Genomic DNA, 11,631 nt, shown 5'->3' on the forward strand with positions numbered 1-11,631 from the left:
CGCCTAATAACTATGGCAACAAGATCTGGACCGATATTTGATGTGACCACAGCTCCTATGCAGCCTGTCATCTCAGCTTTTCTGCCGGTCTTTTTTGCAAGCTCCTTTTCAACTTCCTTTGCCACGGTATCGTCTCTGCCGTGTAGGAGTATGTAAGGAGTTTGCGGAGTCATATTTTTTTCGATTATCTCTACAAGCTTTGGAACGATATTTTTCTCGCCTCTTATCTTGTCCACCGTCTCTGTGGTGCCGTCGGCAAAGAGTATGACAGGCTTCAGTCCGAGGAGCTCACCGGCAAAAGCCTTTGCGGCGGATATACGTCCGGACTTCTTGGCATATTTAAGGTTGAATGGAACGGCATAGACTGCGCTGACACTGAACCAGTCCTCAAGGTAGGCGATTATTTCCTCTACATCGGCTCCGCGGCGTATCTTTTTAGCGGCTTCCATGACGGGATAGCCGTAGAAAAGGGTATAGCACTTGGAATCAAGGTTGAAAATGCGGAGCTTGTCTTTGGCTTCTGGATTGTTCTCGAAGAAATCGTTCTTTGCCATTATGGAATTGTTGAAGGTACCAGATCCCAGAGAGTTTAAGGAAACACTGATGATATCGGTGTAGCCTTGATCGAAGAGTTCCTTGTAGGCTTCCTCGAAGGCAATTGGAGATATCTGTGAATGCTTCGGAATCTCGTCAGCCTCATCGAGTAGTTTGTAGAATTCCTGGGTCGATATGTCAAACATTTCCTTGAAGTTCTTTCCACCCACTGTAAGAGTAAACGGAAGGACCTTTATGCCCAGCTCATCAACAATCTCTCTTGGCAGGTCACAGCATGAATCGGTAAGTAATACGATCTTAGACATATTAATATCTCCTTTACCATGTATATTGAGTAAGTTTTCCCTCACGGGAAAGATCGGGGTAATCCCACTGCCTGAGCACCTCATAGATCGCTATTGCGACGGAGTTTGAGAGGTTCAGGCTGCGCAGTTCATTGCGCATAGGTATACGCAGACAGCTTTCCGGATTATCATGGAGAAGCGATTCGGGAAGTCCCTTGTCTTCACGTCCGAAGACGAGAAAGGAATTATCTGGAAATTCCGCGTCGCTGTGGACATGCTTTCCTTTTGTGGTATAGTAAAAGAAGTGTCCTTCCTTATTTTTTATGAAAAAATCGCTGAGGCTGTCATAGTATGTTATGTCGAGTTTGTCCCAGTAGTCCAGACCGGCGCGTTTTAGCTGCCTGTCGCTGACCTCGAAGCCGAGGGGCCGGACAAGGTGCAGTCTTGCGCCCGTAACAGCGCATGTACGGGAGATGTTCCCGGTATTCTGCGGTATTTGCGGTTCTACAAGGACGATATTCAGGTTATGCATATTTCACCTTTTCAGAAACGGAATAATTTATCCCGGGAGTAAGATAATAATATCGTCCGCACTGCGGACAATAACTATTACGGAGTATAAGATATGAACTATAGATCCCTTGCAAAGGGAGTGGCTGCGGGAGCTGTGGTGGGCTTAGTCTGCTATGCGCTTTCCAATGCCCGTCCTATGAAGAAAATGAGCATAAAGCGCAATGCCGGAAAGACACTTAAAGCTGCAGGCAGCCTTCTTGACGATATCAAGTCGGTAATTATGTAGCTTCTCCCGAATTGCGTCTGAAACCGAGATAGCTCTCGAGTATGAGGACTGCCGCCACAGCATCAACTACCGCCTTTCGTTTTTTGCCACGGGTATTTGTGACATTCAGCGCATTATGGGCTGAAACTGTGGTGCAACGCTCGTCCCAGAGCTTAACGGGACAGTTTGTGAGCTTTTCCAACTCTTCGGCGAAGAGCCTGCATTTTTCGGCTCTTTCACCGACTGTTCCGTTCATATTCATAGGATAGCCGACAACTATCTGTTCCGCACGCTGTTCTTTTGCGAGAGCAGCAGTTTTTTCTATACATTTAACGAAGTCCTTTTCGACGATGACGGTGACGGGAGAAGCTATCATTTCGCTTTTTCCGCAGATTGCGATACCCGTTCTTGCGTCGCCGAAGTCAACTGACATTATTATCATTGTTACCTCCGATTAACCAAAATTCAGCTTTGCTAAATTTTGATTTGAGTCGTTATCCTATCGTTGAGGCGCACAGGGCGCACCCATTATTATAGTGGCGAAGCCGATTTTGCTCTCTAATAAATACTCATGTAAAACATAATTTTGCGGAGCAAAATTATGTTTTACCAAGGCTTTACTTTGCCGATAATATCCTTGACAGAATCAATGCCCTTGCTATCCAGCCATTCGTTCATTTCCTCAACTATCCTTACAGGAGTATAAGGGTCTGTGAATATGGCAGCTCCCACCTGTACTGCGGAAGCTCCTGCCATCATGAGCTCTATGGCGTCACGTCCCGAAGACACGCCACCCATTCCGATAACGGGGATATTTACTGCATTTGCCACTTGCCATACCATGCGCACAGCTATGGGAAATACAGCAGGACCGCTCATGCCGCCTACATTGTTTCGGAGTATTGGTCTGCCTGTGTTTATGTCTATCCTCATGCCGAGGAGAGTATTTATGAGTGAAACTGCGTCTGCGCCAGCGGCTTCAACAGCCTTTGCAATATCCGCAATACTCGTTACATTGGGAGAGAGCTTAACCACAAGAGGCTTTTTTGTGACCGAGCGGACTCTTTTCGTGACTTCAGCCGCCATTTCGCAGCTCGTACCGAAAGCCGCTCCGCCCTGTTTTACGTTGGGGCAGGAGATATTCAGTTCTATGATATGGACGTCTGTGGATTCAAGCTTTGCTGCTACTTCAGCGCATTCGTCGGGAGTTGAGCCTGCTATGTTCGCAAGTACCACAAGATCCTTTGTGAGGAGATAGGGGAGTTCGGTCTCTATGAAATGGTCGATGCCAGGATTCTGGAGACCTACGGAATTGAGCATACCAGAGGGGGTTTCGGCTATTCTCGGCGCGAGATTGCCTGTGCGGAGATGAAGGGTAGTGCCCTTTGTAGCGATACCGCCAAGCTTGTCAAGCGGGAAGAGCTCCTCGTACTCTCTGCCGTAGCCAAAAACGCCGGATGCAGGGATTATAGGGTTCTTGAAGTCAACACCGCAAACTTTTACGGAAAGATCAGCCATTACCAAAGCACCTCCTCAGAATTGAATACAGGACCGTCCTTGCAGACGTGAGCAAAGTATTCCTCGTCGTTACGGATCGTACGGCAGGCACAGCCTAGGCAGGCACCGATACCGCAAGCCATACGCTCTTCAAGAGATATCTCGCAGAATATATCGTTTCTCCTGCATATATCGGCAACACTCTTGAGCATTGGTATAGGACCGCAGGCATATACCGCGTCGACCCTACCTTTTTCGGCAAGTTCCACTAGAGGCTGGGTCACAAAACCGTGTATACCAGCTGAGCCGTCATCGGTGCAGAGAATAGTTTCGGCGCCAGTGTTGCGGAAGTCATCCTGTAATATCACTGCGGAAGCGTTTCTGAAGCCGCTTATGGCTACAGCTCTGCTGCCGTAGAACTTTGCAAGGGGGAGCATAGGCGGAGTACCAATACCACCGCCTATAAGTATTACCTTATTATAGTCGGAATCTGTAGTGAAGCTGTGACCGAGGGGAGCTAGCATATCAATAAGCTCGCCCTTGTTAAGCTTAGCTATTTCGGAGGTGCCCTCGCCGCGTATCTCAAATACTATTCGTAGAGTGCCTTTTTCTTTGTCGATACCGCAGATAGATATGGGTCTGCGGAGAGTGAAGCCCTTTGCTCTTATATGTACGAACTGTCCCGGACAGGCAGCTGCTGCGATACCGGGGCAGAAAATAGTGAAACTGTATATTTCACGGGCGATAGCAGTTTTTTCTGTGATCTGGTATTGACCCTGAATATATTTCATATTTACCTCCCTTGATTTAAGCCGTTAACCATTAGCTTGTAGGTTGCGATGCCTTCATCGCCAAGTCAGTTTTATCATTATATAGGCTGATGTGGGTGATTCCCTATAGTATAGGGAGATGTTAGTAAAGCTGACAGAGGGGACGGGTGCCTGTTAGGTTTCAGCCCCTAAATACTATATTTTTTGGACGACGAAAGCGCCGTCCACTACAGATATACTAATCACTAAGCATTTATACTATTATAACATATGCGGTTAAAAATTGCAACAGGCAAGGTTTTGTCACTTTTAATATAGTATATATTGATTGGCTGGACCAATACGAAAAAAAGAGAAAAAAGCTAAAATACAATGAAATATGATGATAAATTCAAAAAAATATTCAAAAAATCCTGAAATCATTCAAAAACAAGATTTGCGGTTCAAGTGAACTTGTGCTATAATCATATCATCATCAGAGAGGAGTTAAAGACTATGAATAGACTGATACCTGGTACGACAATGAAATTCACTGAACAAGCAAGAGAATCTGCATTTTCGCTTATTTCTCCAGTGCTTGAAGCAACTGGCGGACTTACGCTCTCACAGCTCTCAAAGCTTACAGGTCTTGAGGGCACAACAATCCAGAATTGGATCAAGAGGGGGTGGGTCGCAGCCACAAAGGGAAAGAAGTATTCTGAAAAGCAGATACTCCGAATACTCCTTATCAATATGCTCCGCAAGGCTATGAAGCTGGAGGATATTGCAAATCTGATGCATTACATCAACGGTGATGTTGAGGACACTGCGGACGATATCATTGATGATATACTGCTCTATGATATACTCTGCCGGATAATCTTTACAGCTGAGGACGAGGGGGCGTTCGACAGCGAGCACATCAGGAGCCTTGTAGCTAACGAGATCGCTGAGAACAACAAGGATATCTTAGATGCCGACAAGCTCAGAAAAGCGATGTACGTTATGGTTATGGGCTACAGAAGTGGTTATCTCAGAACAGAAATGGAAAAAGGGCTTGAAGTGATACTCGACGAAATGTGATGTTATTTTGGGGTAAACAATACGTGGTATAGAATTATGGGAGGTTTTGAAAATGAATGTTGTAACTGCATTACTAATGAGCAAGAAAAAAATAATCAAGCTTTTTGAAGTATCAAAGGCGTTTTCGGCTGACAGTGCCAAGACTCTTCATGAAATGGGCATTTATAATCCCGAAGCCACCTTTGAACTGCTGTACGACAACGTGATATCAGCTACGGGAAACGGAAAATATTATCTTAACAAAAATTAAAGCATAAGAAGTATTAAAAGAGGCGAACAGATATGGGCTTTTTCGTACCACATGTATTCCTTATAAGGAAAAAAAGAGTTATAAGATCACTGATGAAAGCAAATGCTTATTCAGCCGACACTGCAAAGAGACTTGATGAGCTTGACTTGCTACATCCTTATGCGTTTCCTTTTCTGACAGTACATATGATAAGGCGAAACGTAATATCTGTCACGAACGACGGAAAATACTATCTTTGCAAATAAAAGGAGAATAATTATGAGTGTAAATGTAAGAGAGCTTAGTAATGCTCCGAAGAAGATGAGCTTCAAGGGTTTAAAATGGCTCATAGCGGCACTTGTTGCATTATTTATTGCTGCAAATGCCTTTACAATAGTTCCTGCAGGTCATACGGGAGTGGTACTCACACTCGGTGAGGTATCAAGTAATCCTCTGTCTGAGGGTTTTCATGTTAAGGCTCCCTTTATTCAGACGGTAGAAAAGATGTCAAACAAGATACAGGTGTATCAGACAGACGCTTCTGCGGTATCTCGGGATCTCCAGACTGTAAAGAGCACCATAGCTGTAAACTATAGGCTTGTTTCGGATATGACTCCTAAGATGTACAAAGATACGGGCATGGATTATGAAACAATACTTATGATGCCTGTGGTACAGGAGTGTATGAAGTCTGCAACAGCTAAGTATAATGCAGAACAGCTCATAACAGAGCGTGAGTCTGTAAGCAATGAAGTAAAGGCTTCACTTGACGAAAAGCTCAATGGCTACGGCATCTACATAGAGAAATTTAATATAGTGAATTTTGATTTCTCAAAGGAGTTCAACGAAGCTATCGAGGCAAAGCAGGTAGCCGAGCAGAATCTGCTCAAGACCAAGACAGAGCAGGAACAGGCTAAGGTAGTCGCAAAGACAGAGGCTGAGAAAAAGGTCATTGCAGCAAATGCCGAGGCAGAGGCTATACTCGCTCAGGCAAATGCTCAGGCTGAGGCGAACAAGCTCCTTGAAGAGTCTCTTTCAAGCAAGGTCATCGCTTACGAGCAGATTCAGAAATGGAACGGCGTAATGCCTAAAGTTACAGGCAGCGACGGTGGACTGCTTATAGATGTTGATATAGATGATACAGCGCCGAATACGGCTACTTCAAACTGAAATGAATAATTCCGGGGATAGGTTGGCTGCTCTCGGAGCGGCATAAAATATCTCTATCTCCGTCGGGGGGCGGAGATAGAGAGTACTCATCTGACCAAGGTAGGGATCCGAAGCTGCTTTATGGGAAAGCTTCGCATTAAAAAAGTGCAGCAGTCTGGGGAGACGGGCTGCACAGGGGTAGACAGTTGATATAAGACGCAGGTAAAGCGACATAATATGCCATGATATAGGGGTGATCGGGGGTAAACGATCACTCCTGCCGCAAGGCAAAGCACAAAATGCGGTGGTTTTCTTGAAAAAGCAGAGACATTTTGATTTGGGTCTCTGAGGGATGTATTGGGCATCTCTTCACAACTTAACAGGGGGATTAAGGAGAGCTTATGTAGGGGTACATAAGCTCTTCTGCATTTCTGTAGAAAATACACTCCTTTTCATATTCTGTGAGAGGGAGCCTTTCTATCATTGCTATCTCGTTTGCAGGCTCGTCCCAAGGACAATCGCTGCCGAAGAGGACCCTGTCAGCTCCATGCATACGGATCACGCGCATAAGCTGTTCATCGCTGATATAGCGCGATATTACACTGATGTCGAACCACATGTTGTCATATTTTCCTGCGGTATATTTTTCCGTGTCGTCCCATAATTTTAAGCCGCCAAGGTGTGCGGCTATTATTTTTAGCTCTGGGAATGTGTCTGCCACAGCTGCAAAGCTCTGGGGGGTGGCTCTTATTATATCTTCTGAATAAGGATCCCATCCGCCGTGAAAGATCACAAAGAGCCCGAGCTCCTGTATTTTTTCGTATATCGGGAACATTCTCTTCTCGTCGGGACAGAATTTCTGATATTCCGAGTGGAATTTCACTCCGCACAGCCCTATGGATTTTATCCTTTCCACCTCTGATATGACGTCTTCGGCGTCAGGGTGTACCGTACCACAGCAGAAAAGACCGCCTCCCATGACAGAGGCAGCCCAGTTGTTTATAGTAGCCTGTTGTGAGGGCTTTGTAGCCACAGGAAGCAATAAGGCACGGTCTATGCCGTTTTGTTCAAGCTTTCTGCGAAGTCCTGTAATAGTTCCGTCCGTTGCAGGAGATATGCCACTTGTCTCGGCAAGTCCTGAGAGCGCGCGGCTTGCGAGCTCGTCAGTAAAAGCGTGAACATGAAAATCAAAGTACTTCATTTATTACTCCATTACGTGCTCCATAGCGTGATAGAATATAGTCTTTACATGATCATCGCAGAGGGAGTAGAATATAGTCTTTCCGTCCCGGCGTGAGCTGACGAGGCGAGCCTGTTTCAGCACTCTCAACTGGTGGGATATGGCGGACTGCGTCATACCGAGGAGCCTAGCGATGTCACAGACGCACATCTCGCTCTGACAGAGTACGAATATTATTCTTATTCTGGTGGCGTCACCGAAGACCTTAAGAAGCTCCGCAGCTTCATAGAGCTTGGCTTCGTCGGGCATGACCTTTGATACCTTATCAACTATATCCTTATGCACTCCGTGAGTGCCGCATATATGCTCTTCCATGTAGTGCCTCCTTATATCCTTGTTATTATGATAACTGCCGCCAGAGCCGTGACGATACCGAGTACAGAACCGATAGTGCAGGTGGCGCATGAGAATTTATCGAAAACGAATTTTTTATTTCTTGCAAGAAATACAGTATAGCTTTTATCACTTCTGTAGAGCCTGTTCTGCATGAAGCCCTCTTCTGGGAAAACATTGGGGTATTCCACACCGTCAACGGTATAATAAGCGACCTTAAAGCGGCTATTGGGACTTTTATCTATGCGTGAAAACACTGCCTTGTGCTTTTGGGCAAAGAGCATACGAACAAAAAAGACCATCAGAAGAAGCAGGGAAAGGATGTAGATAATTCCGAGGAGGGCTGCTGCCGCAGCCAGTAGATATATGGGCTTAACGCCTATAACAAGGCAAAGCACAGCAATAACGGCTAAAACGAGTATGAATTCCACGACTATCCCCCCCCTGACCGTAGACAAATTATTCTTTTTACTATTATAACACACAAATGTAAATAATTCAAGCGAGCGTAGAGAAAGTTCTGCTTGACTAATTATAAGGATAGTGGAATAATAAATGCAATAGAGCAGAAAATTAAGATATGGAATTCGATACTTACTGTACGTTATATGTGGATACAAACATTGAAATAGACGAGTTTTATGAAAAATATACAGTTATCTCGGCGGCGTCAGGGAGGCTGGTCATACCGTTATTTCATAATGGTGTGAACTGAGTGTCATGCGTGGTGATTATGATCGTAAAAAGTATAAGTCAGACAGAATGGATTTTGTTTACTGGAGATAATGTTAAGTCCAAGCTGGAAACTTAATACAGCTGTTTCTTAAAATAAAAAAGCGGACTTGTTCAGTATGTTTTTTCCATATTCGAGTATATTATTTTTCTGATCTCATCACTGTGAGCTTTGAACATATCGAGTTGCCTCAGCAGTTCCTCGGCACGTGAGAGGCATTCTGAAGAGCTCTTTCCACGGAAGTATTTCACCTCTCTCTGAGAGTCGGCAAGATATCGCATAGCAAGTTCACCCGTGAGCCATAATATGCCGTAGTACAGGGACTTGACCTCATCAGCACTGAGAAGTCCGGCAAGTCCCTGCGCAAAGCCAATAGTTATATCACTGACCGCAGTGGTATCAATGACCTTTCCGCGGGATACCGAGCGTATAAGGTCACCGAAATCTATGGCTGCATAGCCATACATGGCTGTGTCAAGGTCGATGATAGTTAGAGTATTACTAATTATGATATTATCCAGCTTTGCGTCACCGTGTATCACACGTTTTTTCAGCGAGCCCGTAAAGACCTGCCCGAGAGTATCACGGAGCCTGTCCAGTGCAGCAAGGGTGCAGCGATCTGTTCTGTTCAGGGCTGCAAGTTTCGAAAAATAGCGGTCAAAGTCATGAAATCCCTCTATAGCTGGCGTTTTGTCCAGCTCATGTCCTTCCATAACTCTTATAAAAGTACCAAATGCACGTCCCGCTGCTGCGGCATCAGCCAAGACGTTCGAGTTTGCCGTAATATAACTGTAAATACGCCATATTCTTCCTTCGATAACCGTGTAATTTTTATCGCCTGCGGCGATAAAATGCGGGACAGCAATATCCGGTACATTCTCAAGAGCCGCTTCGATACGGCTTATATTTTGCATAACAGCCTGTGGAGAACAAAAAACAGAGCTATTCAGCGACTGCATGATATATTTTTTATTTCCGCAGTCAGCAAGAAAGGTCTTGTTTATGTGTCCTGTCGACAGCTCTGTTAAGCTGTTGGCTTCAGGAAGCCCGAAAAGTGTGGGTATATAGCAGATATCCATAGTACCACTCCTATTTTAAGTGATTAGTGCATGGTGTAGGATCGGCGTTCCGCCGCCCGCAATAAGTGATGCAAGCAACATAAACGTACTGTATGGGCGAACTGCGTTCACTCGCAGTTCAGCAGGAAATTAAAGGGGCGGATATATCCGCCCCTACGATTGATTTTTGTTGTTTTGCCGCATAACATACTGTAAGTGATGTACGATTATTGATTTTGATAATAATGAGCGAGTTTATGAGCGGCAACATTGCAAGGTGCAGCGTAATGCTGCCTAATTTTTAAGGCTCTGCATAGGTGCAGGGATACGACCGCCGCGGTTGATGAACTTGGCAGGCGACTTCTCGCGTATCGGCATAACAGGTCCGCTTCCGAGGAGACCGCCAAACTCGAGGGTATCGCCCTCTTTCTTGCCGATAGCAGGGATAAGGCGTACCGCGGTGGTCTTGGAGTTTACCATGCCTATAGCCGCTTCGTCGGCGATAATAGCGGAGATAGTCTCGGGAGATATCTCGCCGGGTACAACTATCATATCAAGTCCAACAGAGCATACAGCCGTCATGGCTTCAAGCTTTTCAAGGCTGAGAACTCCTGCTACTGCCGCGTCTATCATGCCTGCGTCCTCGGATACGGGGATGAATGCACCCGAAAGTCCGCCGACTGTAGAGGAAGCCATAACGCCACCTTTCTTTACAGCATCGTTGAGCATAGCAAGGCACGCTGTAGTGCCATGAGTACCACACATTTCCAGACCCATTTCTTCAAGAATATGAGCAACACTGTCTCCTACGGCAGGTGTGGGAGCAAGTGAGAGGTCAACTATACCAAATGGTACGCTGAGGAGTTCGGAGGCTCTAGCGCCTACCAGCTGACCCATACGTGTTATCTTAAACGCGGTCTTCTTGATTATATCCGCAATTTCATTTATGGAAGCGTCAGGGTATTTTGTAAGTGCTGCACGTACAACTCCAGGACCTGAAACACCTACGTGTATCTCGCAGTCAGGTTCGCCCACGCCGTGGAAGGCTCCTGCCATGAATGGGTTATCCTCAACGGCATTGCAGAAAACAACTAATTTTGCAGGACCTATGCAGTCGCGGTCAGCGGTTTTTATTGCAGCTTCCTTGACTATCTGTCCCATGAGCTTTACAGCGTCCATATTGATACCTGACTTTGTGGAGCCGATATTTACGGATGAGCATATATTTTGAGTAACGTCAAGAGCCTCTGGGATAGACTTTATAAGAGCCATATCTCCTGCGCTGAAACCCTTGTGTACAAGTGCCGAATAACCACCGATAAAGTTTACTCCGCAGGTGTCGGCTGCTCTCTGGAGGGCCTTTGCAAACTTTACTGTATCACCGTCTGGGCAGGCAGCAGCAAGTATAGCGATAGGAGTAACGGAGATGCGCTTGTTAACGATAGGTATGCCGTACTCCTTTTCTATCTGTTGACCCACAGGAACGAGCTTGCCGGCTTTTGATACTATTTTATTGTATACCTTCTCGCAGGCTCTGTCTATATCCGTGTCGATACAGTCAAGGAGAGATATACCCATAGTGATAGTACGTATATCAAGGCACTCATCCTGTATCATGCGGATAGTTTCAAGTATATTATATACGTTAAGCATTTAGCGGACTTCCTTTCATTAGACGCTGTGCATTGAGTTGAATATATCCTCATGCATTGTGTGTATAGAAAGGCCAAGCTCTGTGCCGAGTGCTGTCATGCGGTCAACAAGCTCCGAGAAATCACCTTTTATAGAGGAAATATCAACAAGCATTATCATAGCGAACATATCCTGCAAAACGCTCTGTGTCACCTCTATAACATTTACATTGTATTCAGCGCAGATACCGCTTACCTTATGAAGGATACCTACGGTGTCCTTACCAATAACAGTTACGACTGCTCTCATAA

15 protein-coding genes are annotated in these 11,631 nt (G+C 45.5%); 4 read left to right on the forward strand and 11 right to left on the reverse strand.

The window, feature by feature from the left end; translation table 11 throughout:
• On the reverse strand, positions 1-860 hold an 860-nt coding region (locus J6U00_RS08465; protein WP_296580982.1), incomplete at its 3' end, for a DegV family protein.
• Positions 861-873: 13 nt separating this feature from the next.
• Positions 874-1,371 carry a tRNA (uridine(34)/cytosine(34)/5-carboxymethylaminomethyluridine(34)-2'-O)-methyltransferase TrmL gene (gene trmL / locus J6U00_RS08470; RefSeq protein WP_296580984.1) on the reverse strand — a complete coding sequence of 166 codons (498 nt, stop codon included), beginning with the start codon at positions 1,369-1,371 and terminating at the stop codon, positions 874-876.
• A gap of 93 nt (positions 1,372-1,464) precedes the next feature.
• On the opposite strand from trmL, the gene J6U00_RS08475 reads away from it, so the two are divergent.
• Positions 1,465-1,638, forward strand: coding sequence for a hypothetical protein (locus tag J6U00_RS08475; RefSeq protein ID WP_296580985.1), 174 nt, complete (start codon positions 1,465-1,467; stop codon positions 1,636-1,638).
• Here the strand turns inward: J6U00_RS08475 and ruvX are convergent.
• From ruvX to J6U00_RS08490, 3 genes are all read right to left on the reverse strand, one after another.
• Positions 1,631-2,059, reverse strand: coding sequence for a Holliday junction resolvase RuvX (ruvX, locus tag J6U00_RS08480; protein ID WP_296580986.1), 429 nt, complete (start codon positions 2,057-2,059; stop codon positions 1,631-1,633). The genes J6U00_RS08475 and ruvX overlap by 8 nt on opposite strands.
• Before the next feature lie 164 nt (positions 2,060-2,223).
• Positions 2,224-3,135 (reverse strand): dihydroorotate dehydrogenase, encoded by a 912-nt coding sequence (locus J6U00_RS08485; protein ID WP_296580987.1) that lies wholly within the window; start codon positions 3,133-3,135, stop codon positions 2,224-2,226.
• Entirely contained in the window at positions 3,135-3,905 is a 771-nt protein-coding gene (locus J6U00_RS08490; protein ID WP_296580988.1) for a dihydroorotate dehydrogenase electron transfer subunit, read from the reverse strand. The genes J6U00_RS08485 and J6U00_RS08490 overlap by 1 nt, the downstream gene beginning before the upstream one ends.
• Before the next feature lie 474 nt (positions 3,906-4,379).
• Here J6U00_RS08490 and J6U00_RS08495 point away from each other — a divergent pair, with 474 nt between their 5' ends.
• From J6U00_RS08495 to J6U00_RS08505, 3 genes are all read left to right on the forward strand, one after another.
• On the forward strand, positions 4,380-4,946 hold the full coding sequence (locus J6U00_RS08495) for a DUF1836 domain-containing protein (protein WP_296580989.1): 567 nt from the start codon (positions 4,380-4,382) through the stop codon (positions 4,944-4,946).
• 52 nt (positions 4,947-4,998) lie between these two features.
• The gene (locus tag J6U00_RS08500) at positions 4,999-5,196 is read left to right on the forward strand and encodes a hypothetical protein (protein ID WP_296580990.1); all 198 of its coding nucleotides are present in this window, start codon (positions 4,999-5,001) and stop codon (positions 5,194-5,196) included.
• A gap of 258 nt (positions 5,197-5,454) precedes the next feature.
• Positions 5,455-6,345 carry a prohibitin family protein gene (locus J6U00_RS08505; RefSeq protein WP_296580991.1) on the forward strand — a complete coding sequence of 297 codons (891 nt, stop codon included), beginning with the start codon at positions 5,455-5,457 and terminating at the stop codon, positions 6,343-6,345.
• A gap of 367 nt (positions 6,346-6,712) precedes the next feature.
• On the opposite strand, the gene J6U00_RS08510 is transcribed toward J6U00_RS08505, so the two are convergent.
• From J6U00_RS08510 to J6U00_RS08535, 6 genes are all read right to left on the reverse strand, one after another.
• Positions 6,713-7,525, reverse strand: coding sequence for an amidohydrolase family protein (locus J6U00_RS08510; RefSeq protein ID WP_296580994.1), 813 nt, complete (start codon positions 7,523-7,525; stop codon positions 6,713-6,715).
• A 3-nt stretch (positions 7,526-7,528) separates the two neighbouring features.
• Positions 7,529-7,879, reverse strand: coding sequence for a metalloregulator ArsR/SmtB family transcription factor (locus J6U00_RS08515; RefSeq protein ID WP_295080376.1), 351 nt, complete (start codon positions 7,877-7,879; stop codon positions 7,529-7,531).
• An 11-nt stretch (positions 7,880-7,890) separates the two neighbouring features.
• On the reverse strand, positions 7,891-8,328 hold the full coding sequence (locus J6U00_RS08520) for a hypothetical protein (protein WP_296580996.1): 438 nt from the start codon (positions 8,326-8,328) through the stop codon (positions 7,891-7,893).
• A gap of 415 nt (positions 8,329-8,743) precedes the next feature.
• Positions 8,744-9,709 carry an aminoglycoside phosphotransferase family protein gene (locus tag J6U00_RS08525; protein ID WP_296580998.1) on the reverse strand — a complete coding sequence of 322 codons (966 nt, stop codon included), beginning with the start codon at positions 9,707-9,709 and terminating at the stop codon, positions 8,744-8,746.
• 273 nt (positions 9,710-9,982) lie between these two features.
• Positions 9,983-11,341 (reverse strand): PFL family protein, encoded by a 1,359-nt coding sequence (locus tag J6U00_RS08530; RefSeq protein ID WP_296581000.1) that lies wholly within the window; start codon positions 11,339-11,341, stop codon positions 9,983-9,985.
• A gap of 18 nt (positions 11,342-11,359) precedes the next feature.
• The gene (locus tag J6U00_RS08535) at positions 11,360-11,629 is read right to left on the reverse strand and encodes an ACT domain-containing protein (RefSeq protein ID WP_173458826.1); all 270 of its coding nucleotides are present in this window, start codon (positions 11,627-11,629) and stop codon (positions 11,360-11,362) included.
• Between the last annotated feature and the right edge of the window lie 2 nt (positions 11,630-11,631).

The sequence above is a fragment of the Ruminococcus sp. genome, from assembly GCF_017650195.1.
Lineage (GTDB): Bacteria > Bacillota > Clostridia > Oscillospirales > Ruminococcaceae > Ruminococcus.

Bases quoted from the DNA above. Each gene is read 5' to 3' on its own strand.
- trmL (WP_296580984.1), bottom strand. From the start codon at position 1,371: ATGCATAACCTGAATATCGTCCTTGTAGAACCGCAAATACCGCAGAAT.
- J6U00_RS08475 (WP_296580985.1), top strand. From the start codon at position 1,465: ATGAACTATAGATCCCTTGCAAAGGGAGTGGCTGCGGGAGCTGTGGTG.
- ruvX (WP_296580986.1), bottom strand. From the start codon at position 2,059: ATGATAATAATGTCAGTTGACTTCGGCGACGCAAGAACGGGTATCGCA.
- J6U00_RS08485 (WP_296580987.1), bottom strand. From the start codon at position 3,135: ATGGCTGATCTTTCCGTAAAAGTTTGCGGTGTTGACTTCAAGAACCCT.
- J6U00_RS08490 (WP_296580988.1), bottom strand. From the start codon at position 3,905: ATGAAATATATTCAGGGTCAATACCAGATCACAGAAAAAACTGCTATC.
- J6U00_RS08495 (WP_296580989.1), top strand. From the start codon at position 4,380: ATGAATAGACTGATACCTGGTACGACAATGAAATTCACTGAACAAGCA.
- J6U00_RS08500 (WP_296580990.1), top strand. From the start codon at position 4,999: ATGAATGTTGTAACTGCATTACTAATGAGCAAGAAAAAAATAATCAAG.
- J6U00_RS08505 (WP_296580991.1), top strand. From the start codon at position 5,455: ATGAGTGTAAATGTAAGAGAGCTTAGTAATGCTCCGAAGAAGATGAGC.
- J6U00_RS08510 (WP_296580994.1), bottom strand. From the start codon at position 7,525: ATGAAGTACTTTGATTTTCATGTTCACGCTTTTACTGACGAGCTCGCA.
- J6U00_RS08515 (WP_295080376.1), bottom strand. From the start codon at position 7,879: ATGGAAGAGCATATATGCGGCACTCACGGAGTGCATAAGGATATAGTT.
- J6U00_RS08525 (WP_296580998.1), bottom strand. From the start codon at position 9,709: ATGGATATCTGCTATATACCCACACTTTTCGGGCTTCCTGAAGCCAAC.
- J6U00_RS08530 (WP_296581000.1), bottom strand. From the start codon at position 11,341: ATGCTTAACGTATATAATATACTTGAAACTATCCGCATGATACAGGAT.
- J6U00_RS08535 (WP_173458826.1), bottom strand. From the start codon at position 11,629: ATGAGAGCAGTCGTAACTGTTATTGGTAAGGACACCGTAGGTATCCTT.